Source organism: Kluyvera sp., assembly GCF_965301105.1.
On record NZ_CBDKZX010000065.1, the window covers coordinates 1 to 22643 of the forward strand.

A 22643-nucleotide genomic window follows, 5' to 3' on the forward strand; every position below is an offset into this window, starting at 1 on the left:
ATTATTTATTGTCTTTACCGACATGCAGAATGGCGAGGAACGCTTCCTGCGGCAGTTCGACGTTACCGATCTGCTTCATGCGCTTTTTACCCTCTTTCTGTTTTTGCAGCAGCTTTTTCTTACGGCTGATATCGCCACCGTAGCATTTCGCCAGAACGTTTTTACGCAGCTGCTTCACCGTTGAACGCGCGATGATATGCGTGCCGATGGCCGCCTGAATCGCGATATCAAACTGCTGGCGAGGGATCAGATCTTTCATCTTCTCAACCAGTTCACGGCCACGGCTCTGGGAGTTGTCGCGGTGGGTAATCAGCGCCAGCGCATCGACACGTTCGTTGTTGATGAGGACATCAACGCGCACCATGTCAGACGCCTGGAAGCGTTTGAAGTTGTAGTCCAGCGACGCATAGCCGCGAGAGGTGGACTTCAGACGGTCGAAGAAGTCGAGTACCACTTCCGCCATCGGAATTTCATAGGTCAGCGCAACCTGGTTACCGTGGTAAACCATGTTGGTCTGCACACCACGCTTCTCGATACACAGCGTAATGACGTTACCGAGGTAAGCCTGCGGCAGCAGCATGTGACACTCAGCGATCGGCTCGCGCAGTTCGTAGATGTTGTTCAGCGGCGGCAGTTTGGACGGGCTATCAACGTAGATAGTCTCTTTCGCCGTGGTTTCCACTTCATACACTACGGTCGGCGCGGTGGTGATCAGATCCAGATCGTATTCACGTTCCAGACGTTCCTGAATGATCTCCATGTGCAACAGGCCGAGGAAGCCACAGCGGAAGCCGAAGCCCAACGCGGTGGAGCTTTCCGGCTCGTAGAACAGGGAGGCATCGTTCAGGCTCAGCTTGCCGAGCGCGTCACGGAAGTTTTCGTAGTCGTCAGAGCTGACCGGGAACAGGCCGGCATAAACCTGCGGCTTCACTTTTTTGAAGCCTGGCAGCGGTTTGTCCGCCGGGTTACGCGCCTGCGTCAAGGTATCGCCAACCGGCGCGCCGAGGATGTCTTTAATCGCACAAACCAGCCAACCTACCTCGCCGCATTTCAGCTCGGTACGATCAACCTGTTTTGGCGTGAAGATGCCCAGACGGTCAGCGTTGTAAACCTGACCGGTGCTCATCACTTTAATCTTGTCGCCTTTACGCATGGTGCCGTTTTTAATACGCACCAGCGAAACCACGCCCAGATAGTTATCGAACCAGGAGTCGATGATCAGCGCCTGCAGCGGGCCTTCCGGATCGCCTTCCGGCGGCGGAATATCGCGCACCAGACGCTCCAGTACATCGGTAACGCCCACGCCGGTTTTCGCCGAGCAGCGTACAGCGTCGGTCGCATCGATGCCGACGATATCTTCAATTTCTTCCGCAACACGCTCAGGATCGGCGGCAGGCAGGTCGATTTTGTTGAGAACCGGCACAACTTCCAGATCCATTTCCATGGCGGTGTAGCAGTTCGCCAGCGTCTGTGCTTCTACGCCCTGCCCGGCGTCAACCACTAGCAGTGCGCCTTCACAGGCCGCCAGAGAACGGGAAACTTCATAAGAGAAGTCGACGTGGCCTGGGGTGTCGATAAAGTTCAGCTGATAGGTCTCGCCATCGGCCGCTTTAAAGTCCAGCGTCACGCTCTGCGCTTTGATGGTAATGCCACGCTCGCGTTCCAGATCCATTGAGTCCAGAACCTGGGCTTCCATTTCGCGGTCGGAAAGGCCGCCGCAAATCTGAATAATACGGTCAGACAGCGTTGATTTACCGTGGTCGATATGTGCAATGATGGAGAAGTTACGTATATTCTTCATATATTAAAATATTTATGCCTTACGGATACTTTGAGGCCGCGGTACGGAGCCTGACATTGTTGTCGTTCGAAAACGCCGCATTCTACACTACAACCGCGCAACCAGGAAATGCTCTTCCCGCAAGCATAGCGCTTCCTGCGAGGAGCGTTCCAAAAAATAAAGCCAGTGTAATCACTGGCTCATTTCAGATGAAGATGCCGTGCGAATCAGGTCGGGGGGAAGCCCCACGCTGATGATGACCGGCTGCCAGGTTTGCCGCGCGGCAAGGCGTGGTGAAAACCCTTTCGCAATAAGAAATCCACCGACACCGCCCAGCACCGCACCACACAGCGCGGCAATATCGGTGCCGAACAGCACCTGAAATAGCGCCGCGACCACAAACAAACCGAGCAGCGGAGACATATATACCAGCATCGCGGAACCCAACAGGCTGCTTTCGGTAATGCCCAACTCGACCTTTTGCCCCGCCACCAGCGGTTCCGCACTCGGTACAGTGATGGTGTGGGTGGTTTGCGGGCCTAACTTATTCAGCACCCGGCTGCCGCAGCCCGCGCGCGAGGCGCAGCTGTTGCAAGAGGCTTTCACATCGCAGCTGACCTGCGCCAGGCCGTTGTCCCACGCGATAACGGTGGCCCACTCTTTAATCATTGCGCGCCCTTGAATTGAATACCGTCTGCGACCCGCTTCGCGGTTTGCGGCGGAAGTTCGCCAACGATGGTGATTTCAGCCTGGTTATGCACCGTGGTGCTCACCGTCCGGCGTCCGGTACGCAGCATTTGATCGCTGCTGTTGGCTGTGGCGCGATTGATGTTAATTGAGAAGCTAAAGAGCCCATCGGAGAACAGGCGCGACTCGACCGGGCTATCAACGCTCGGCAACGTGCGGCGGCTGCTGGAAATCTCTTTAAAGCCCTGCGGCACCCAGCCAGCGGACCAATTCAGATCAACATTGTTGTTGGTCGGCACAGAGAGCTGCGGCGGCAGATTAGCCTTCGCCAGGTTCTGCATCGTGCCGCTGACCTGATCGCCGGTGGTGACCGCTATAACCCGGAATTGCTCCAGCGTTTCGCCATCGCGGTCAAGCAGATCGACGCGCATCGGCAGTTTGCTTTCGGAATCAACCCAGACGATATAGCTGTAGCGCGTGCCGTCTCGCGCCACAACGCGAATCACATCGCACATGCGATCGGCAATACGCGTACGCCCGACGGAGATAAAGTCGTAGTAAGGCGCCAGACGTTTGAAATCGGTATAGACCAGCGAAGGCAAGGAGTCGACAATGTAGTCGCCGTTCAGCGTGAAGGGATCGAGACCCGGTTCAAAATAGCTGATCTCGTTACCGCGCTGGACCACCGCGCGACGCGGACCGTCCATTTGCAACAGCTCCGCCAGCGGCTGACCATTCAGACGCACGTGACGATAGCGTAACGATTCCACGCCGGATTTATTGATGCTGACGAACGACAGCTCGTAGTTGAGTGACTGACTGGCCAGATTCATTTCCTGCAACAACGCCCCGGACGATACATCAGCCGAGGCGTTTGCGGAGAAGAACAGGCTACCAGCCACAAGTGACATGGCACACCAAAGTTGCTTCATTACTGCGATTGCGTTCCTAAAGTTTGATAGCCTGGCACCTGAACAGCAGCCTGCTGAGTTTGTGCCTGCTCAAACTGAAGCTGTTCTGAATGCAAGCGACGCTGCAATTCATAGTCCTGCAGCATAGCATTAATACGACGACGCTGTTCCTGAACCTGCTGCTGACCGTTACCCGCCGACGCGTCCGAAGGAACGCCCAGGCTAACCGGGCTGGCTTTGCCCATCATCGGCAGCGTGTTAAATACCGGTGACTCAGGTTGAGAGGAATCTGGTTGCCCATTATAGTGCTGAACGCCGACAATAACAGCCAGTGATACGCAAGCCGCCACGCCCATTTGGGTGAGCGAGCTGGCCCATGGACGGACCTTGTTCCAGAACGGCATTTTCTGCCATTGATGAGGTGCTGGCTGGGCTTCAGGAATGAGCGGCGCAGTCGGTATACGAACGGGCTCATTTTCGATGGCGGCCATCACGCGAGAGGAGATATCAAAATGAAGGACTTCACTCGTTTCGCCGCGCAGCGAGTCACGAATGAGGTGATAGCTCTCCCAGGTTTTCTGCAACTCTGTGGAACGTGTTAACTCAGTTAACAGTTCTTTATCCAGCGTTTCACCATCCATTAAGGCGGAAAGTTGTTCTTTCTGCATGCCTAATACCTTTTCCAGTATCCCGCTTCCGTCAACGCCTGATAAGCGGTTGAACTTTATTATCGATAGCTTCTCGCGCACGGAAGATACGTGAACGAACCGTACCTACCGGACAATCCATAATGACCGCTATCTCTTCATAGCTTAGGCCATCGAGCTCCCGCAAGGTAATTGCCATGCGTAAATCTTCCGGAAGCGCTTCAATGGTGCGAAAAACAATCTGTCTCAGTTCTTCTGACAACATTAAGTTCTCAGGGTTCGAAATTTCTTTCAAAGCGCCGCCGCTTTCAAAGTTTTCGGCCTCGTTCGCGTCCACATCGCTGGACGGCGGACGACGCCCCTGAGCAACCAGGTAATTTTTAGCCGTATTCACCGCAATGCGGTACAGCCACGTATAGAAAGCACTATCTCCCCGGAAAGAATCCAGCGCACGATAGGCCTTAATAAAAGACTCTTGTACGACATCCGGCACGTCGCCGGATGGCACATAGCGGGAAACCAGGCTCGCGACCTTATGCTGGTAGCGTACTACCAGAAGGTTAAAAGCTTTCTGATCTCCTTTCTGGACCCGTTCAACCAGGACCTGGTCCGTTAACTGCTCGCTCATCCGAGGTAATGTCTCCCCAAACCCTATTCCCATGCGTAATCAGAATGCCACTCCAACACTGCATTATGAGCAAGCAGAAGGTTAGAGTGTCCGGTTTTCGTAAAGTTCCGTTACGCTTTGTTTTTTGTTTCGCAGCAGGCCGTTCATTGTCTGTCATTATAAGTCTGCTGATGTGAACAGATGTGTAAGTTGCGAAATAAAAACGCAAATCCAGTGAAGAGTATCGTAACCCGGCCTTGATTTCACCATAAATAGCGGTGATAACACCTGGCTTTATTCAGATTTTTTGCCCTCGCCCACGACGCCTTTTCAGCCAGCATGTTTAGCCATTATAACCCTGACGTAAAAAAACCCTGCACATGTCGCTTTTATAGTGCTAATCTTCGATTACCGTGTTTAGTAAATTAAACAAAGAAGATGAACTCACTTCCAGAACTTTCCTGTGATGTATTGATTATAGGCAGCGGCGCTGCTGGGCTTTCGCTGGCATTGCGCCTTGCGGAGCACAGTTCCGTGATTGTCCTCAGCAAAGGCCCGATGAGCGAAGGTTCTACCTTTTATGCGCAGGGGGGCATTGCCGCCGTTTTTGACGAGACGGATAGCATTGAATCACACGTTGAGGATACGCTGATTGCCGGCGCGGGCATCTGTGACCGTCAGGCGGTGTCGTTTGTTGCCAGCAATGCCAGACACTGCGTGCAGTGGCTGATCGATCAAGGCGTGCTGTTCGATACGCAAATCCAGGCTAACGGGGAAGAGAGTTATCATCTGACGCGCGAAGGCGGCCATAGCCATCGCCGTATCCTGCACGCGGCGGACGCCACCGGACGCGAAGTCGAGAACACGCTGGTCAGTAAAGCGATGAGCCACCCGAATATTCGCGTGCTGGAACGCTGTAATGCCGTCGATCTTATCGTGTCGGATAAAGTCGGCCTGCCGGGCACCCGCCGGGTTGTTGGCGCGTGGATCTGGGACCGTAATAAAGAGAAGGTGGAAACCTGTTCGGCGAAGTCCGTAGTGCTGGCTACCGGCGGCGCCTCGAAGGTGTATCAGTACACCACCAACCCAGATATTTCCTCCGGCGACGGCATCGCCATGGCCTGGCGCGCGGGTTGCCGCGTCGCTAACCTCGAGTTTAACCAGTTCCACCCGACCGCGCTGTATCACCCGCAGGCGCGTAATTTCCTGCTCACCGAAGCCCTGCGCGGCGAAGGCGCACATCTGAAGCGCCCCGACGGTAGCCGGTTTATGCCGGACTTTGATGAACGTGGCGAGCTTGCACCACGCGATATCGTGGCGCGCGCCATTGACCACGAGATGAAACGCCTCGGCGTTGATTGCATGTACCTCGACATCAGCCACAAACCGGAAGCCTTTGTACGCCAGCACTTCCCGATGATTTACGAGAAGCTGCTGGGGCTGGGTATCGATCTCACTAAAGAGCCGGTGCCGATTGTTCCGGCGGCGCACTACACCTGCGGCGGCGTGATGGTCGACGACTATGGACGCACCGACGTTGACGGCCTGTACGCCATTGGCGAAGTGAGCTATACCGGCCTGCACGGCGCGAACCGCATGGCGTCAAACTCGCTGCTGGAATGCCTAGTTTACGGCTGGTCGGCGGCGGAAGATATTCATAAGCGCATGCCGTACGCCCGTCAGGTGGAGAAACTACCCGCCTGGGACGAAAGCCGGGTGGAAAACTCTGACGAACTGGTGGTGATTCAGCATAACTGGCACGAGCTGCGTCTGTTTATGTGGGACTACGTCGGTATCGTGCGCACCACCAAGCGGCTGGAGCGTGCCCTGCGCCGTATCACCATGTTGCAGCAGGAGCTGGACGAGTATTACTCACGTTTCCGCGTCTCCAATAACCTGCTGGAACTGCGCAACCTGGTGCAGGTGGCCGAGCTGATTGTACGCTGCGCGATGATGCGTAAAGAGAGCCGTGGGCTGCATTACACGCTGGACTACCCGGAACTGCTCGCGGAATCCGGCCCATCGGTGCTCTCGCCGCTGGTTCACATAAATAAATAGAACGCCTGGGTCAGCGCAGTGTAGCCTTCCGAGTACTGCTGCTCTGGCCCACGGATCGTCAGCCTGTCGCTATAGCACTCTCCGCCTTTCGGTGAAAAAGCCAGCAGCACGCGATGCGGCAGGCGCATCTCCGTCTCCGCGACGTCGGTGCGCAGACGTAAATGCCAGCCCATTGACAGCGCCTGCTGGGTGAAAGTCTGGCCGATATTTTCCGGTAGCACCACGCAGAAAAAGCCGTCTTCAGTCACCGCATTCGCGGCACAGGCCAACAGCGCCTGATGGTCGAGCGTGGTGGTGTAGCGCGCCTGTTCTCGCTGCGGCGTGGCGCATTCCACCCCCTGCTCATAGTAAGGCGGGTTGCTGACAATCAGGTTGTAGCGCGTGGTTAACCCGGCAACCCACTGCTGGATATCCGCCGTATGCACCTCAATTCGCCCGGCCCACGGCGATTCCGCCACGTTTTCCCGCGCTTGATCCGCCGCCTCTTCATCCAACTCAACGGCATCGATCGTCACGTTCTCTTCGGTACGCTGCGCCAGCATCAGCGCCAGCAGCCCGCTTCCCGTGCCAATATCGAGGATTCGGTTCACCCGGGCGATCGGCGACCAGGCGCCGAGTAAAATGCCGTCGGTGCCCACTTTCATCGCACAGCGGTCGTGGGCAACAAAAAACTTTTTAAAGGTAAATCCGTTGCGGCGCAGCGCGGATTTAGAATCAGACGTCATAAGTAACCTTGCAGGCCAATCCACATAAGCATTCGGCTATGAACAATACCCGAGAACAGATAGCCATACAAACAGATGAAGATTACAGCCGTAACGTCTATAATCAGCGCCTCACACAGAGGTAATCATGACTGTAACGACTTTTTCCGAACTTGAACTTGACGAAAGCCTGCTGGAAGCCCTCCAGAGTAAAGGCTTTACACGCCCGACTGCCATTCAGGCTGCCGCCATTCCGCCTGCGCTCGATGGACGTGATGTTCTCGGTTCTGCGCCAACCGGCACCGGTAAAACAGCGGCGTATTTGCTGCCTGCGTTGCAGCACCTGCTCGACTTTCCGCGTAAAAAATCCGGCCCGCCGCGTATTTTGATCCTCACGCCAACGCGTGAGTTGGCAATGCAGGTCGCTGACCATGCCCGCGAACTGGCGAAAAACACCCATCTGGACATCGCCACCATCACCGGAGGCGTGGCGTATATGAACCACGCCGAAGTGTTCAGCGAAAACCAGGATATCGTGGTCGCCACCACAGGCCGTCTGCTGCAGTACATCAAAGAAGAAAACTTCGACTGCCGTGCCGTTGAGACGCTGATCCTCGATGAAGCCGACCGCATGCTGGACATGGGCTTCGCCCAGGATATCGAACACATTGCCGGAGAAACCCGCTGGCGCAAACAGACGCTGCTGTTCTCCGCGACGCTGGAAGGCGAAGCGATTAAAGACTTCGCCGAGCGTCTGCTGGAAGATCCGGTGGAAGTCTCCGCGACGCCGTCCACCCGCGAGCGCAAGAAGATCCACCAGTGGTACTACCGTGCCGACAACTATGAGCACAAAGTTGAGCTGCTCAAGCACCTGCTCAAGCAGGAAGACGCCACCCGTACCATCGTCTTTGTGCGCAAACGCGAGCGCGTGCATGAGCTGGCGGAAACGCTGCGTCTGGCCGGGATCAACAACTGCTATCTCGAAGGCGAAATGCCGCAGATTAAGCGTAACGAAGGTATCAAACGTCTGACCGATGGCCGCGTGAATGTGCTGGTTGCGACGGATGTCGCAGCGCGCGGGATCGATATCCCTGATGTCAGCCACGTGATTAACTTCGATATGCCGCGCGGCGCCGATACCTACCTGCACCGCATTGGCCGTACCGGCCGCGCGGGCCGTAAAGGCACGGCGATTTCGCTGGTTGAAACGCACGATCATCTGCTGTTGCTGAAGATTGGTCGCTATATCGAAGAACAGCTGAAAGCGCGCGTCATTGATGGGCTGCGCCCCACTACGCGAGCGCCAAGCGAGAAGATGACTGGCAAACCGTCGAAGAAAGTGCTGGCGAAACGTGCCGAGAAGAAAAAAGAGAAAGACAAAGAAAAACCGCGCGTGAAGGTACGTCACCGCGATCTCAAAAACATTGGCAAGCGCCGCAAGCCGAGCGGTACCGGTGCAGCGGAAAAGAGCACCGAAGAGTAAAACAAACGCCGGGACATGTTCCCGGCGTTTTTATATTGAAGAGTAAGGGACAGCGGCCATGAAGAAAAAAGAGTTCGTGACTCAGGATCTCCTCAGCAAAATTTACCAACAGCCTGGTGATGGGCCGCGCAAGCTGCCGCCGGAGCGTCAGCTGGCCGAAGAGTACGGCGTCTCGCGCTTCACCATTCGCCAGGCGCTGGAAAAGCTTGCCAGCATTGGCGTGGTGCGCATCGTGCAGGGTTCTGGCATCTGGATTAACGAGCAAACGCGAGGCAATCCGCTGGTCTATAACTCGATTACCGAAAAACGCTTTGACCAGATGCGTTACCGGATGATCAGCCTGCACAAGAAACGGCCCGAGCGGGAGGACCGGCAGATTTTCGGCCTGACCGACGATGATTTTATCTGGCAGTTCTGCCGCCTGCGTTTCGTCGATGATATTGCCACCCAGATTGAAGTCTCACGGATGCCTGCGGCGATGTTCAGTGACCTTAACCAGGAGGTGATTGAACGCTCGCTTCAGCAGTACGTGCTGGAAAAAGGTTATCCCATCTCCCACCTGCTCACCAGCTATCGGGCGATTAGCGTCAGCCGCGAGCAGGCTGCGCTACTGGGCTGTAAAAAAGGCAGCCCGGCCATGCACATCAACAATCGGGGGATCCTCGAAGGCGGGCAGGTTTATGAGATAAGCGACATCATCGATATCAACTACTCCTGCACCTACGTCATCCCCCATAATCGCGACAATCTCGTTTTTCGCCAGCAGCCGCAGAGCTAGCCTACGGCGTGTGTATCGCGCCGTCCGGCAGGCGGCTCTGCGTCCACTCATGCGGGCGATAAACGACCGGATGCGCCAGCGCCTGCGCCTCGTCAAAGCCCACGCCAATACCCGGCGCCGTCGGCGGATAGATAAAGCCGTTTTTCACCTCTGGCGCACCGGGGAAAACGGCATCCGTGGCGGCGGAACGCGGAATAAACTCCTGAATCGCGGCATTGTGCAGATGAATGTTGAGATGCGTATTCACCGCGACCCCAATAGGCGTCATATCGCCCGGACCATGCCACGCCAAACGTACGCCAAAGGCCTGGCATAGCACCGCCAGCTTCAGGGCCGGGGTGATGCCGCCAATCTGCGAAATATGGCAGCGAATAAAATCAATCTGCCGGTTGACGATGAGGTCATGCCACTCCGCCGGATTATTAAACAGCTCCCCCATCGCCAGCGGCACGCAGGTCTGCTGGCGAATCTGCGCCAGCCACGCGCTCTGCTGCGGCGGTAAAATATCTTCGATAAACCACGGCTGATAAGGCTCCAGCAGCTTTGCCATCTGGAGCGCCTGCTGTGGGAAGAGTCGCTCGTGGACATCATGCAGAATATGGAAACGATGACCGTAACGCGCGCGCAGCAGACGGAACATTTCTACCGTATTGCGAACGTACTCATCCTGATCGAACCAGGCTCCCGGCGTCGGATTTTCCGGCGTTTGCATTTCGCGCGGCGTCCCACCGTAAAAGCCTAGCTGGCAGCGAATATGGCGATACCCCTGCTCCAGCAGCTTATCCACGGAGACAAACAGTTCCTCCGGCGTTTCACCACTGGCGTGAGTGTATGCGGCAATCGCATCGCGCGATTTTCCTCCCAGCAGCTGATATAGCGGCATCCCGGCCAGTTTTGCTTTGATATCCCACAGCGCCATATCCACGCCTGAGATGGCGTTGTTCATGACCGGGCCGTTGCGCCAGTAGGCGTTGACGTTCATCATTTGCCAGAGATCTTCGATATTGTTGGCATCACGCCCCACCAGCAGCGGTTGCAGATATTCATCGACCATCGTCTTTACCGCCAGCGGGCGTTGCTGGAAGGTGGCGCAGCCGTAACCAATGGTGCCGTTGTCGGTCGTCACCCGTACCGTCACGAGGTTGTGGCGGTCCGGACGCGTGATAAAACAATCTATCGCAGTAATCAGCGTAGGTTTCACAGAAGGCTCCCTGTGGAAAATAATAATAGGATTGCCATTATCTTCACTCTATTTTCGGCGTTCGGTAAACCTTTTTATTCAATATATTTTTTGGTCCAAAAACAGGTTTGTTTTTATTTAAAAAACAAACCAATTTAAACACAAACCATGTTTTAACCACCTTATAGACGGAAGTTGTGATTGAAATCATATTTTATTGGTTTGTTTTTAACGATGAGCTTACTTACCATTCAGCGAGACAAACAAAACAACAAACATACCGCAGGAGCCATTATGGGGACGCAAGAGGCTATCAGCAGGATTATTCGTCTGGTAGGTGGACAGGAGAATATCAATAAAGTCTGGCACTGTATGACCCGGCTGCGCTTTGATTTAATTGATGATAATAAAGTGGCGCAGGATGAAATTAAGCAACTGCCCGGCGTGTTGGGCGCACAGCTACAAAGCGATCAGTTCCAGATTATTATCGGCCCGAAGGTGAACAGCTGGTATGAAGCGCTGCAGGAAGCCCTCGGCGATAGCGGCCAGTCGACTGTTAGCGGCAAAAGCAAAGAACGCAAAAGCCTGGTTTCGCTGTTTATGGATACCGTCTCCGGGGTATTCGGCCCGATCGTCCCCGCCATCGCCGGTGCCGGGATGATCAAAGGCCTGCTTGCGGGGCTGATTGCGCTAAAAGTGGTATCGCCGAAAAGCGAAACGGTGATGATCATCGATCTTATCGCTAGCGGCGTATTTTATTTCCTGCCGTTCTTCCTTGCCGTCTCGGCGGCGAAGATCTTTAAAACCAACGAATACCTGGCCGCCGCCGTCGCCGCCTGCTTGATGTACCCTACGCTGATTGACGCAGCGAAAGCGCTCGCCACGCATCAAGCCGACGCCGCCTCCGCGCTCTGGTTGTTTAACGCCATTCCGGTATCGGTATTCAACTACGCCTCCAGCGTGATCCCGGTGATCTTCTCCATTCTGGCGTTGAAGTACATTCACCAGGCGGTCGACAAGATCATGCCCGACGTGCTGAAAACCGTCTTTACGCCCACGCTAACGCTGTTCCTCGGCGCGCTGGCGGCATTGGTGGTGATTGGGCCGATTGGTATCTGGCTGGGTAAAATGCTGGCGTGGTTTATCGAAGGGCTGTTTGGCGTTTCGGCGAGCTTCGCCGGGCTGGTCGTGGGCGCCATTCGTCCGGTCGCTATTCTGACCGGGATGCATCACGCGATGACGCCTATCGCGCTACAAAACTTCAGCGATCGCGGTTACGACATGCTGATGCCGATGATGTTTATGGCCAATATGGCGATTGCCGGAGCCACGTTTGCCATCTGGCGTCTGAACAAAGAAAACCGCACGGTGACGCTTTCCGCTGCGATCTCCGCGCTGCTGGGCATTACGGAACCGGCGCTGTTCGGCGTACTGACCCGCTACAAGAAAGCATTTATCGCCGCCACGATCGCCAGCTCACTGGCTTCAGCGTTTATCGCCTTCTTTGGCGTACGACTGTATGGCTATATTTTATCGAGTATTTTCAGCCTGCCCGCGTACATCGGCCCTTACTTTATTTTCGCCATCTCTGGCGTGGCCATCGCGCTGGTGCTCTCCTTCACGCTAACCACCATTCTGGTCGGGCGCGAGCAGTCCAGATAAAAAAAATCCCCCGCAGGTATCCTGCGGGGGATTTGTCTGTTAGCACCGGATTAACCCAACGCCTCCATTTCCCACCCCTGAGAAATTACAGGCTCTCGGTGAAAGTACGGGCGATAACGTCGCGCTGCTGTTCCGGAGTCAGAGAGTTGAAACGTACCGCATAACCGGAAACACGGATGGTCAGCTGCGGGTATTTTTCCGGATGCTCAACGGCGTCCAGCAGAGTTTCACGACGCAGTACGTTGACGTTCAGGTGCTGACCACCTTCTACGCGAACTTCTGGTTTCGCTTCAACCGGGATTTCACGGTATTCGATATCGCCCAGCGCGCTAACGGCAACGACGTCATCTTCTTTAAAACCGCCTTTCGCACACAGGCAACGGGCTTCACCTTTCTCGCTGTCGAGCAGCCAGAATGAGTTGAGCAGGTCGTCGTTTGCAGCTTTAGTAATCTGGATACCAGTAATCATTTGATGCCTCCCTAGGCTCTTTATATTCGTTTTTAACTGGCCGCTTCCCGGCCAATTGGTAAAACCATTGTTGCTTGAGTGTATATATACCCCTCGAACACCCTTGATTCTTTGATTTAAATCAACAAAAACCACACCATAAAAGTGGTGATACAGGAAAATACTTGTTTTGCATCAAGTTACGCACCCTGTAAGCACTAAAAATATTTGTAAATATTCAACTTTTTTTATTCTACAGACTTCCCCTTCCACTATCCGATTTTGTGATGGAGAAAGAAGCAGTTAAGCTATAGCGAGAGAAATTCGCAGGAGAGCGAGATGACAACCCCATTAACCTGGCACGACGTGCTGGCCGCCGAAAAAGAGCAGCCCTATTTTGTTAACACGCTGGCGACCGTGGCCAGCGAGCGCCAGTCGGGCGTGACCATTTATCCGCCGCAAAAAGATGTTTTCAACGCTTTTCGCTATACCGAACTGAGCGATGTGAAAGTGGTGATTCTGGGCCAGGACCCGTACCACGGCCCCAATCAGGCACACGGACTGGCGTTTTCTGTCCAGCCGGGCATTGCCATACCGCCGTCGCTGCTGAATATGTATAAAGAGCTGGAAGGCACCATTCCCGGTTTTACCCGTCCGAACCACGGTTATCTGGAGAGCTGGGCGCGCCAGGGTGTGCTGTTGCTCAACACCGTGCTCACCGTGCGTGCCGGACAGGCGCATTCTCACGCCAGCCTCGGCTGGGAAACCTTTACCGATAAGGTGATTGCGCTGATTAACGAACATCGTGAAGGCGTAGTCTTTTTACTGTGGGGATCGCACGCGCAGAAGAAAGGGGCGATTATTGACCCTCAGCGTCATCGCGTGCTGAAAGCGCCACATCCGTCGCCGCTGTCGGCGCATCGCGGGTTCTTTGGCAGTAATCATTTTGTGCAGGCCAACCAGTGGCTTGAACAGCGCGGCGAGACGCCGATTGACTGGATGCCGGTGCTGCCGGAGCAAGTCTAGCTAAAGCAGGCATAAAAAAACCGGTAGAGTCGCCTCTACCGGTTTTTTTTCATTCACGTTCTTACGCTTTATGCTGACGCCACCATTCAGCCAGCAGCACGCCCGTCGCCACGGAGACGTTCAGGCCTTCAACGGCGCGCGTCCCGTCGATTGACACGCTCATGTCAGCAATAGAGGCAGCCGCTTCGGAAACGCCATCACGGTCCTGGCCCAGCGCCAGCACCATTTTCTTAGGCAGTTCTGATTTGAACAGCGGCAGACCGCGGCCGTTGCCGCTGGTCGTGACGATAGTGTAGCCCGCAGCGCGGAACTGCTCCAGCGCATCAATGAAGCTGTCGCCGGTAATTGGCTCAACATGCTCAGCGCCGCCTTCAGCGGTACGAATTGCGGCACCAGACTCCAGCAGCGCTGCATCCTGCAATACCACGCCTTTCACACCAAAGTGCGCGCAGCTGCGGATCATCGCGCCGAGGTTGTGCGGGTTGCCCGCATCTTCCAGCGCCAGTACGCAATCATCTTCGCCGCTTTTCGCGACCCACTGCTGTACGGAAGTGCCGTTACGTTTTTTAATCAGGAAGCAAACGCCGCCGTGATGTTCGGTTCCGGACGCTTTCGCCAGCTCGGCTTCATCCACCACGTGGTAGGCTTTACGGTTCGCAGCCATCCAGCGCAGCGCTTCTTTAAAGCGCGGGGTAACGCTCTGCACGAACCAGGCGCGGACAATCGCGTCCGGACGGCTCTGGAACAGCGCCTGACAGGCGTTTTCACCGTAGACGCGGGTTTCTTCCGCACGCTGACGACGCAGAACTTCCGGATCGATAAAGCTTTTGCCGCTGATGCCGCCGTGATCGGGCTTAACAATAGTTTCGTCACCCGGAGCACGGGAAACCGTACGCCATGGGGAGCCTTCACCACGTTCGCGATCGCGTTCAACATCCCGACCGCGCTCACGGCCACGATCGCTGTTTTGACCCTTTCTCTCATCACGGGCAGGGCGACGACCGCCTTCGGCACGGGAAGTACCGGCACGGGATGCGCCTGGACGGCCTCCGCCTTTACCAGTACGTGGATTTTGGGTGCGTTTGTCCGAGTCATCGTCACTGCGGACGTACATCACTTTGACCTTGCCGTTTTTGTTTTTCAGTTCGTCGCTCATGTTTTTCTCCACCTGCGCTGCGCGAAGCGCGCAGATTACCTGATGTGCCAGCGCTTAGCTATGACTTCGTACAAAAGACCACGACTATTGTACCCATTGGATAAAACGCATTGTCGATTAATACGCTCTGAACGATAATGTGTAACATTATAGAAACATCCGGCAACATTGCCGTTCTGCAACACGAGACCCAGAGGTGAGTTATGAATACCGTTTGTGCCCACTGCCAGGCGCTTAATCGCATTCCAGAAGAACGCATTAACGAGGCGGCAAAATGTGGACGCTGTGGTGAAGACTTGTTTGATGGCGATGTTATTAACGCCACGGACAGCACGCTGGACAAACTGCTGAAGGACGATCTCCCGGTTGTGGTTGATTTCTGGGCGCCATGGTGCGGCCCCTGCCGCAATTTTGCGCCGATATTTGAAGACGTCGCCGAAGAGCGCAGCAGCACGATGCGCTTCGTAAAAGTGAACACCGAAGCCGAACGTGAACTGAGCGCCCGCTTCCGTATTCGCAGTATCCCGACCATTATGATTTTCAAAAATGGCGAAGTGATCGATATGCTCAACGGCGCCGTCCCCAAAGCGCCGTTTGAAAGCTGGCTGAACGAGGCCCTGCAAGCCTGATACCCACGGGGCACATCTTGTGCCCCGAATCCGCCTCTGCGACAATAGCGTTTTTGCCGTTCGAATCCCATGATTGATAATGCCGTTCTTCGGTTGCGCGCTGAGCGTCTTGCCCGCGCGACTCGTCCTTTTCTTGCCCGCGGTAATCGGGTTCGTCGCTGCCAGCGTTGCCTGCTGGTGCAGCGCTATTGTCTCTGTGACACCATCACGCCGCAGCCGGCAAAAAGCCGTTTCTGCCTGGTGATGTTTGATACCGAGCCGATGAAGCCCAGTAATACTGGCCGTCTGATCGCCGATATTTTGCCGCAGACCGAGGCTTTTCAATGGTCGCGTACCGAACCGCCCCAGGCGCTGCTGGATTTGGTCAGCACCCCCGACTATCAGCCGATGGTCGTCTTTCCTTCTTCCTACGCCGATGCCGACAGGCAAGTGTTGAGCGCCCCGCCATCAGGTAAACCACCGCTCTTTATTATGTTAGACGGAACCTGGCCGGAAGCGCGCAAAATGTTTCGCAAAAGCCCGTGGCTGGACAATTTGCCGCTGATCTCCGTCGACCTTTCTCGCGTATCGGCCTACAGCCTGCGCGAAGTGCACGCCGAAGGGCAGTATTGCACCGCTGAAGTGGCGATTGCGCTGCTCGATTTAGCTAATGACACCGATGCTGCGTCAGCACTCAGTCAGCATTTCACCCGCTTTCGCACTCGCTATCTGGCAGGAAAATCTCAGCATCAGGGCAGCGTCACAGCAGTCGAGGCGGAAAACGGTTAAACTCTTACCGTCATTGTCGCGTAAGGAAGACCGGTATGAGCCAACGTGGGCTGGAAGCACTGCTGAGACCCAAATCGATTGCAGTGATTGGCGCATCAATGAAACCTCAGCGCGCCGGTTTTCTGATGATGCAAAACCTGCTGGCGGGTGGTTTCGCGGGCCCGGTATTGCCGGTGACGCCCGCGTGGAAAGCCGTGCTGGGCGTGCTGGCCTGGCCGACGATTGAAAGCCTCCCCTTCTCCCCCGATCTCGCGGTGTTGTGTACCCATGCGCGCCGCAATCTTGAGCTGCTGGAGTCACTGGGCGAAAAAGGCTGCAAAACCTGTATTATTCTCTCCTCCCCTCCGGACCAGTTCAGCGAGCTAAAAGCTTGCGCCGCCCGTTATCAGATGCGACTACTGGGGCCGAACAGCCTCGGATTACTGGCCCCGTGGCAGGGGCTGAACGCCAGCTTCTCGCCGGTGCCCATCCGCAAGGGCAAGCTGGCCTTTATCTCGCAGTCCGCCGCCGTCTCCAACACGATACTGGACTGGGCGCAGCAGCGCGAAATGGGCTTCTCCTATTTTATCGCGCTCGGCGACAGCCTCGATATCGACGTCGACGATCTGCTCGATTATCTGGCGCGCGATAGTAAAACCAGCGCTATTCTGCTGTATCTCGAGCAACTCAGCGACGCACGCCGCTTTGTCTCTGCCGCCCGTAGCGCATCGCGTAATAAGCCCATTCTGGTGATTAAAAGTGGTCGTAGCCCAGCGGCACAGCGGCTACTGCACGTGAATTCGGGGATGGATCCGGCCTGGGATGCGGCTATCCAGCGCGCGGGTTTGCTCCGCGTACAGGACACGCATGAACTGTTTTCTGCCGTTGAAACGCTCAGTCATATGCGGCCGCTACGCGGCGAGCGACTCATGATCATCAGCAACGGCGCGGCGCCTGCGGCGCTAGCGTTAGATGAACACTGGGCGCGTAATGGCAAGCTGGCCACGCTGAGCGACGAGACGCGCCAGCAGCTTCAACAGCTATTGCCCGATACCGTCGAGGCCAACAACCCGCTGGATTTACGTGATGATGCCAGTATTGGCCACTATCTGGCGGCGGTGAATGTATTGCTGAATAGCCCGGACCTCGACGCGCTGATGGTCATCCACTCACCCAGCGCCACTGCGCCAGGCAGCGAAAGCGCTGCGGCCTTGATTGACCTGATTAAGCAACACCCGCGCGGCAACTACATCAGCGTACTGACCAACTGGTGCGGCGAGTATTCATCGATAGAAGCGCGCCGGATGTTCAGCGATGCCGGGATCCCGACCTACCGCACGCCGGAAGGCACCATTACTGCCTTTATGCACATGGTGGAGTACCGGCGCAACCAGAAGCAGCTACGGGAAACCCCGGCCCTACCGCACAGCCTGACCGCCAATACCGGCCAGGCGCATGAATTATTACAGCAGGCGATTGATAACGGCATCAGCGCACTGGACACGCACGAAGTGCGGCCAATTTTAGCCGCTTACGGCCTGAATACGCTTCCCACCTGGATTGCCGCAGACAGCGCCGAGGCCGTACACATTGCCGAGCAGATTGGTTATCCGGTCGCGCTTAAGCTTCGTTCGCCGGACATTCCGCATAAATCGGAAGTTCAGGGCGTCATGCTCTACCTGCGTACCGCCAGCGAAGTGCAGCAGGCGGCGGACGCCATCCTTGACCGTGTAAAAATGACCTGGCCACAGGCACGTATTCACGGGCTGCTGGTGCAAAGTATGGCCAACCGCGCTGGCGCTCAGGAGCTGCGCGTCGTCGTCGAGCACGATCCGGTTTTCGGGCCGCTGATTATGCTGGGTGAAGGCGGTGTGGAATGGCGCGCAGAGGATCAGGCCGCTGTCGCCTTACCGCCGTTGAATATGACGCTGGCGCGCTATCTGGTCATTCAGGCGATTAAAAACAAGAAAATCCGCGGGCGTAGCGCGCTGCGGCCGCTGGATGTTGCGGGATTGAGCCAACTGCTGGTACAGGTGTCGAACCTGATTGTGGATTGCCCTGAAATTCAGCGGCTGGATATTCACCCGCTGCTTGCCTCTGGCAACGAATTTACCGCTCTGGACGTGACGCTGGATATTGCGCCATTTAGCGGGTCAAGCGAAAGTCGACTGGCGGTGCGGCCTTACCCGCAGCACCTTGAAGAGTGGGTGACTATGAAAAACGGCGAGCGCTGCTTGTTCCGCCCAATTCTGCCGGAAGACGAGCCGCTACTGCAGCAGTTTATCGCCCGGGTGACGAAAGAAGATCTTTATTACCGCTATTTCAGCGAGATCAACGAATTTACCCACGACGATTTAGCCAATATGACGCAGATCGACTACGATCGAGAAATGGCTTTCGTGGCAGTCTATTCGTCAGGCGATCGTACCGAGATCCTGGGAGTGACTCGCGCGATTTCCGATCCCGACAACATTGATGCGGAATTTGCTGTATTAGTGCGCTCCGACCTGAAAGGTCTGGGGCTGGGTGGGCGTCTGCTGGACAAACTTATTGGCTACACCCGATCCCATGGTTTACAGCGCCTGAATGGTATTACCATGCCAAACAATCGTGGAATGATTGCTCTGGCGAGGAAGCTCGGTTTTGACGTAGATATTCAGCTGGAAGATGGCATTGTCGGGCTGTCATTAAGGCTAAGTGATGACTAAGCTGCTGGAAATGCTGCCCTTACCCGACAGAGATGGTATCATTGACCGCTTACGTCGTCTGCGTGGTACAGAGGACCCTTCACTAAACCAGAGAAGAAACGCACTGTGATGTTGTCAAAATTTAAGCGTAATAAACATCAACAACACCTTGCCCAACTACCCAAGCTTTCACAGTCTGTTGATGATATTGAGTTTTTTTATGCTCCAGCAGATTTTCGTGAAGCGTTGCTCGCAAAAATCGCCAGCGCCACGCGCCGAATCTGTATCGTCGCGTTGTACCTTGAGCAGGACGACGCCGGAAAGATGATTCTGCAAGCCCTGTACGATGCCAAACGTCAACGCCCGGAACTCGATGTTCGCGTGCTGGTTGACTGGCATCGCGCACAGCGTGGGCGCATTGGTGCTGCCGCATCCAATACCAACGCGGACTGGTACTGCCGCACCGCAAAAGAGAACCCAGGTGTCGAGGTTCCCGTTTATGGCGTGCCGGTGAATACCCGTGAAGCGCTCGGCGTACTGCACTTTAAAGGCTTCATCATTGATGACTGCGTGCTGTATAGCGGCGCGAGCATCAATGATGTCTATCTGCATCAGCACGATAAATATCGTTATGATCGCTACCAGTGTATTCGCAATCCGCAGATGGCCGATATCATGTTCAACTGGGTATCGGAGAATCTGGTCGAAGGCCGTGGCGTGAATCGTCTGGACAACACTGAGCGTCCGAAAAGCCCGGAAATCAAAAATGATATCCGCCAGTATCGCCAGGAACTGCGTGATACCAGCTACCATTTCACAGGTAATGCCGGTGATGATGAGCTGACGGTTACGCCGCTGGTTGGTCTGGGGAAAACCAGCCAGTTGAATAAAGCGATTTTCCACCTGATGCCGTGCACCGAAGAAAAGCTCACTATCTGCACCCCTTACTTTAACCTGCCAGCATTGCTGGTCCGTAGCATCATTCGTCTGCTGCGCGAAGGGAAGAAAGTGGAGATTATCGTCGGGGACAAAACGGCGAATGACTTCTATATTCCGGAAAATGAGCCGTTTAAAATTATCGGCGCGCTGCCGTATCTGTACGAGATTAACCTGCGCCGCTTCCTGAGCCGCCTGCAATATTACATCAATACCGATCAGCTGACGGTGCGCCTGTGGAAAGACGGCGATAATAGCTATCACCTGAAAGGGATGTGGGTCGACAACGAGTGGATTCTGCTGACCGGCAATAACCTCAACCCTCGTGCCTGGCGTCTGGACCTGGAAAACGCGGTGCTGATTCACGATCCGAAAAAGCAGCTGGCGTCGATGCGCCAGAAGGAGCTGGATCTTATCCGTAAGCACACGACGGTAGTTAATCACTTCCGCGACCTGCAAAGCATCGCGGACTATCCGGTAAAAGTGCGCAAGCTGATTCGCCGTCTGCGTCGAATTCGTATCGACAGGCTGATTAGCCGTATCCTGTAAACTGAAGCCCCGCACATCGGGGCTTTTTTATGACTGGAGTCTTTATGCTACGCCCTCTTCTGATGTGCACAATGCTGGCGCTCAGCGGTTGCAGCCATATGGCAAACGATAGCTGGAGCGGGCAGGATAAAGCTCAGCATTTTATTGCCTCGGCGATGCTTTCAGCCGCCGGTAATGAGTATGCGCAGCACCAGGGAGTCAGCCGCGATCGCAGCGCGGCGATTGGCCTGATGTTTTCCGTCAGCCTGGGGGCGACGAAAGAGCTCTGGGACAGCCGCCCGGCAGGGAGCGGCTGGAGCTGGAAGGACTTTGCCTGGGACGTTGCCGGTGCCACCACCGGCTATGCGGTGTGGCAGCTCGCGCAAAATTAAACTACAGGCGTAGACCTTTTCCTTTGCGATGCAGCTTAAGTGAGACCAGGAAAGCAATCGCCGCCATTACCGTCACATACCAGAAGAAGGCGGTTTCGATACCCGCAGACTTCATCGACAACGCCACGTATTCGGCTGAACCGCCAAACAAGGCGTTAGCCACCGCATAAGACAAGCCTACCCCCAACGCGCGCACCTGCGCCGGGAACATTTCAGCTTTCAGGATCCCGCTAATAGAGGTATAGAAGCTGGTAATAAGCAGCGCGCACATGACTAACGCAAATGCCGCGTACGGTGATGTGACGTTCTGCAGCGCGGAGAGAATCGGCACGGTAAACAGGGTGGCCAGCGCGCCAAAGCAGAGCATCGAGGTACGGCGGCCGACTTTATCCGACAGCAGTCCAAAGAACGGCTGAACCAGCATGTAGACGAACAGCGCGGCAGTCATAATGACGCTTGCCAGATTGGCGCTCATCCCGGCGGTGTTTACGAGATATTTCTGCATATAGGTCGTAAAGGTGTAGAAGCTCAGCGAGCCTGCGGCGGTGAAACCGAGCACCATCACAAATGCCTTGCGGTTACGCCACAGCCCTTTGAATGAACCGGCCTCCTTTAGCGTGCGCGTCTCTTTCTGTGAGGTTTCATCCAGTTGGCGACGCAGCCACAGGGCGACAATCGCCAGTACGGCCCCCAGAGCAAATGGAATTCGCCATCCCCAGGCGTGAAGATCTTCGCTGCTAAGCACATTTTGAAGAATTACCACCACCAGTACAGCCAGCAATTGACCGCCAATCAGCGTGACATACTGGAAGGACGCATAGAAGCCCTTACGGCCTTCAACCGCTACCTCACTCATATAGGTGGCGCTGGTACCGTACTCGCCGCCGACGGACAGCCCCTGGAACAAACGCGCCAGCAGTAGCAGTGCGGGAGCCCAGGTGCCAATCACGCTGTAGCCCGGCAAACAAGCAATAACTAACGAGCCGAAGCACATCATGCATACGGAAATGAGCATCGAGACCTTACGTCCACGGCGGTCTGCGATGCGGCCAAATAGCCAACCACCGATTGGGCGCATCAGAAAACCCGCGGCGAATACGCCAGCAGTCTGCAGCAGTTGGGTAGTGGTATTGCCTGACGGGAAAAAGATGTGAGCAAAATAGAGGGAACAGAACGAGTAGACGTAGAAATCAAACCACTCAACAAGGTTCCCTGATGATGCCCCGACAATTGCCATCACGCGACGGCGAGTATCGCTGTTGGTCAGCGATTCTTCTGGGGTCACACTGGTTACGGCCATTTGTTAACTCCTGCCAAAAGCGCTCTCCTGCCTTACCGGGCGTACACGTCACGCAGGCAGATATTTTAGTAAATGAAATGTTATATAATTGTTATTTACAAATTAGTGATGAGAGTCACATTTTCTGTTAGCAGGATCACGATTTAGGATTAGCTGCAGGAGGAATAGTGGGAAATGGAGTGGAAAAAAAGTGGAGTATTGTGCATCACGTGCACATAAGGAGATGTTAGCGCCAACATCCAGCATGTGAGACGGGATCGCACAGACGCAAAAAAGCCCATCCGTCAGGATGGGCTT

The 22643-nt window shown here is 55.3% G+C and carries 20 protein-coding genes; 10 read left to right on the forward strand and 10 right to left on the reverse strand.

The features are described 5' to 3' along the window. Window position 1: 1 nt before the first annotated feature. From lepA to rpoE, 5 genes are all read right to left on the reverse strand, one after another. Window positions 2–1801, reverse strand: coding sequence for a translation elongation factor 4 (lepA, locus tag ACW14G_RS17650; protein WP_163448316.1), 1800 nt, complete (start codon window positions 1799–1801; stop codon window positions 2–4). Between the two features lie 171 nt (window positions 1802–1972). Further along, on the reverse strand, window positions 1973–2449 hold the full coding sequence (gene rseC, locus ACW14G_RS17655; protein ID WP_167575221.1) for a SoxR-reducing system protein RseC: 477 nt from the start codon (window positions 2447–2449) through the stop codon (window positions 1973–1975). Continuing rightward, on the reverse strand, window positions 2446–3399 hold the full coding sequence (rseB, locus tag ACW14G_RS17660; RefSeq protein ID WP_163448318.1) for a sigma-E factor regulatory protein RseB: 954 nt from the start codon (window positions 3397–3399) through the stop codon (window positions 2446–2448). Before rseB ends, rseC begins: the two co-directional genes overlap by 4 nt. Continuing rightward, on the reverse strand, window positions 3399–4046 hold the full coding sequence (gene rseA, locus ACW14G_RS17665) for an anti-sigma-E factor RseA (protein ID WP_163448319.1): 648 nt from the start codon (window positions 4044–4046) through the stop codon (window positions 3399–3401). Before rseA ends, rseB begins: the two co-directional genes overlap by 1 nt. 31 nt (window positions 4047–4077) lie before the next feature. Further along, the gene (gene rpoE / locus ACW14G_RS17670; RefSeq protein ID WP_064543429.1) at window positions 4078–4653 is read right to left on the reverse strand and encodes an RNA polymerase sigma factor RpoE; all 576 of its coding nucleotides are present in this window, start codon (window positions 4651–4653) and stop codon (window positions 4078–4080) included. A gap of 417 nt (window positions 4654–5070) precedes the next feature. Between rpoE and nadB the strand changes: the two genes are divergently transcribed. Continuing rightward, on the forward strand, window positions 5071–6690 hold the full coding sequence (gene nadB, locus ACW14G_RS17675) for an L-aspartate oxidase (RefSeq protein ID WP_163448321.1): 1620 nt from the start codon (window positions 5071–5073) through the stop codon (window positions 6688–6690). Here nadB and trmN read toward each other — a convergent pair. Beyond that, entirely contained in the window at window positions 6675–7415 is a 741-nt protein-coding gene (trmN, locus tag ACW14G_RS17680) for a tRNA(1)(Val) (adenine(37)-N(6))-methyltransferase TrmN (RefSeq protein ID WP_249022873.1), read from the reverse strand. The two genes, nadB and trmN, sit on opposite strands and share 16 nt — an antisense overlap. A 127-nt stretch (window positions 7416–7542) precedes the next feature. Here trmN and srmB point away from each other — a divergent pair, with 127 nt between their 5' ends. Together srmB and ACW14G_RS17690 are read left to right on the forward strand one after the other, a co-directional pair. Next, window positions 7543–8877, forward strand: a complete 1335-nt coding sequence (gene srmB, locus ACW14G_RS17685; RefSeq protein ID WP_249022872.1) for an ATP-dependent RNA helicase SrmB — start codon at window positions 7543–7545, stop codon at window positions 8875–8877. A gap of 58 nt (window positions 8878–8935) precedes the next feature. After that, on the forward strand, window positions 8936–9655 hold the full coding sequence (locus ACW14G_RS17690; RefSeq protein ID WP_249022871.1) for a GntR family transcriptional regulator: 720 nt from the start codon (window positions 8936–8938) through the stop codon (window positions 9653–9655). Window position 9656: 1 nt separating this feature from the next. Here ACW14G_RS17690 and ACW14G_RS17695 read toward each other — a convergent pair whose 3' ends face one another. After that, a complete protein-coding gene (locus tag ACW14G_RS17695; RefSeq protein ID WP_223803151.1) occupies window positions 9657–10856 on the reverse strand; it encodes an enolase C-terminal domain-like protein in 1200 nt (399 codons plus the stop codon). Window positions 10857–11129: 273 nt separating this feature from the next. On the opposite strand from ACW14G_RS17695, the gene ACW14G_RS17700 reads away from it, so the two are divergent. Further along, the gene (locus ACW14G_RS17700; protein WP_163448330.1) at window positions 11130–12497 is read left to right on the forward strand and encodes a PTS transporter subunit EIIC; all 1368 of its coding nucleotides are present in this window, start codon (window positions 11130–11132) and stop codon (window positions 12495–12497) included. A gap of 85 nt (window positions 12498–12582) precedes the next feature. On the opposite strand, the gene grcA is transcribed toward ACW14G_RS17700, so the two are convergent. After that, a complete protein-coding gene (grcA, locus tag ACW14G_RS17705) occupies window positions 12583–12966 on the reverse strand; it encodes an autonomous glycyl radical cofactor GrcA (protein ID WP_064543417.1) in 384 nt (127 codons plus the stop codon). A gap of 318 nt (window positions 12967–13284) precedes the next feature. Here grcA and ung point away from each other — a divergent pair, with 318 nt between their 5' ends. Continuing rightward, entirely contained in the window at window positions 13285–13971 is a 687-nt protein-coding gene (gene ung, locus ACW14G_RS17710; protein WP_064543415.1) for a uracil-DNA glycosylase, read from the forward strand. Between the two features lie 61 nt (window positions 13972–14032). Here ung and ACW14G_RS17715 read toward each other — a convergent pair whose 3' ends face one another. Continuing rightward, complete coding sequence (locus ACW14G_RS17715; RefSeq protein ID WP_419058524.1) at window positions 14033–15127, reverse strand: tRNA/rRNA methyltransferase; 1095 nt, start codon at window positions 15125–15127, stop codon at window positions 14033–14035. 203 nt (window positions 15128–15330) lie between these two features. On the opposite strand from ACW14G_RS17715, the gene trxC reads away from it, so the two are divergent. From trxC to ACW14G_RS17740, 5 genes are all read left to right on the forward strand, one after another. Beyond that, a complete protein-coding gene (gene trxC / locus ACW14G_RS17720) occupies window positions 15331–15756 on the forward strand; it encodes a thioredoxin TrxC (RefSeq protein WP_064543411.1) in 426 nt (141 codons plus the stop codon). Window positions 15757–15825: 69 nt separating this feature from the next. After that, window positions 15826–16524: a tRNA-uridine aminocarboxypropyltransferase gene (locus ACW14G_RS17725; protein WP_249022869.1), complete on the forward strand. Its 699-nt coding sequence runs from the start codon at window positions 15826–15828 to the stop codon at window positions 16522–16524. Window positions 16525–16559: 35 nt separating this feature from the next. After that, a complete protein-coding gene (locus tag ACW14G_RS17730) occupies window positions 16560–19211 on the forward strand; it encodes a bifunctional acetate--CoA ligase family protein/GNAT family N-acetyltransferase (protein WP_163448336.1) in 2652 nt (883 codons plus the stop codon). Window positions 19212–19319: 108 nt separating this feature from the next. Continuing rightward, on the forward strand, window positions 19320–20675 hold the full coding sequence (pssA, locus tag ACW14G_RS17735; protein ID WP_064543404.1) for a CDP-diacylglycerol--serine O-phosphatidyltransferase: 1356 nt from the start codon (window positions 19320–19322) through the stop codon (window positions 20673–20675). A gap of 62 nt (window positions 20676–20737) precedes the next feature. Then, window positions 20738–21046 (forward strand): YfiM family lipoprotein, encoded by a 309-nt coding sequence (locus ACW14G_RS17740; RefSeq protein ID WP_419058571.1) that lies wholly within the window; start codon window positions 20738–20740, stop codon window positions 21044–21046. 1 nt (window position 21047) lies between these two features. On the opposite strand, the gene ACW14G_RS17745 is transcribed toward ACW14G_RS17740, so the two are convergent. After that, window positions 21048–22346 (reverse strand): MFS transporter, encoded by a 1299-nt coding sequence (locus tag ACW14G_RS17745; protein ID WP_167575212.1) that lies wholly within the window; start codon window positions 22344–22346, stop codon window positions 21048–21050. Window positions 22347–22643 lie beyond the last annotated feature (297 nt).

What these genes read in the sequence shown, in the direction of transcription:
- ACW14G_RS17730 (WP_163448336.1), top strand. Translation starts at nt 16,560, where the DNA reads ATGAGCCAACGTGGGCTGGAAGCACTGCTGAGACCCAAATCGATTGCA.
- ung (WP_064543415.1), top strand. Translation starts at nt 13,285, where the DNA reads ATGACAACCCCATTAACCTGGCACGACGTGCTGGCCGCCGAAAAAGAG.
- rseB (WP_163448318.1), bottom strand. Translation starts at nt 3,399, where the DNA reads ATGAAGCAACTTTGGTGTGCCATGTCACTTGTGGCTGGTAGCCTGTTC.
- ACW14G_RS17690 (WP_249022871.1), top strand. Translation starts at nt 8,936, where the DNA reads ATGAAGAAAAAAGAGTTCGTGACTCAGGATCTCCTCAGCAAAATTTAC.
- rseC (WP_167575221.1), bottom strand. Translation starts at nt 2,449, where the DNA reads ATGATTAAAGAGTGGGCCACCGTTATCGCGTGGGACAACGGCCTGGCG.
- ACW14G_RS17700 (WP_163448330.1), top strand. Translation starts at nt 11,130, where the DNA reads ATGGGGACGCAAGAGGCTATCAGCAGGATTATTCGTCTGGTAGGTGGA.
- trxC (WP_064543411.1), top strand. Translation starts at nt 15,331, where the DNA reads ATGAATACCGTTTGTGCCCACTGCCAGGCGCTTAATCGCATTCCAGAA.
- nadB (WP_163448321.1), top strand. Translation starts at nt 5,071, where the DNA reads ATGAACTCACTTCCAGAACTTTCCTGTGATGTATTGATTATAGGCAGC.
- ACW14G_RS17725 (WP_249022869.1), top strand. Translation starts at nt 15,826, where the DNA reads ATGATTGATAATGCCGTTCTTCGGTTGCGCGCTGAGCGTCTTGCCCGC.
- ACW14G_RS17715 (WP_419058524.1), bottom strand. Translation starts at nt 15,127, where the DNA reads ATGAGCGACGAACTGAAAAACAAAAACGGCAAGGTCAAAGTGATGTAC.
- pssA (WP_064543404.1), top strand. Translation starts at nt 19,320, where the DNA reads ATGTTGTCAAAATTTAAGCGTAATAAACATCAACAACACCTTGCCCAA.
- grcA (WP_064543417.1), bottom strand. Translation starts at nt 12,966, where the DNA reads ATGATTACTGGTATCCAGATTACTAAAGCTGCAAACGACGACCTGCTC.
- rseA (WP_163448319.1), bottom strand. Translation starts at nt 4,046, where the DNA reads ATGCAGAAAGAACAACTTTCCGCCTTAATGGATGGTGAAACGCTGGAT.
- rpoE (WP_064543429.1), bottom strand. Translation starts at nt 4,653, where the DNA reads ATGAGCGAGCAGTTAACGGACCAGGTCCTGGTTGAACGGGTCCAGAAA.
- ACW14G_RS17745 (WP_167575212.1), bottom strand. Translation starts at nt 22,346, where the DNA reads ATGGCCGTAACCAGTGTGACCCCAGAAGAATCGCTGACCAACAGCGAT.
- ACW14G_RS17740 (WP_419058571.1), top strand. Translation starts at nt 20,738, where the DNA reads ATGTGCACAATGCTGGCGCTCAGCGGTTGCAGCCATATGGCAAACGAT.
- srmB (WP_249022872.1), top strand. Translation starts at nt 7,543, where the DNA reads ATGACTGTAACGACTTTTTCCGAACTTGAACTTGACGAAAGCCTGCTG.
- trmN (WP_249022873.1), bottom strand. Translation starts at nt 7,415, where the DNA reads ATGACGTCTGATTCTAAATCCGCGCTGCGCCGCAACGGATTTACCTTT.
- lepA (WP_163448316.1), bottom strand. Translation starts at nt 1,801, where the DNA reads ATGAAGAATATACGTAACTTCTCCATCATTGCACATATCGACCACGGT.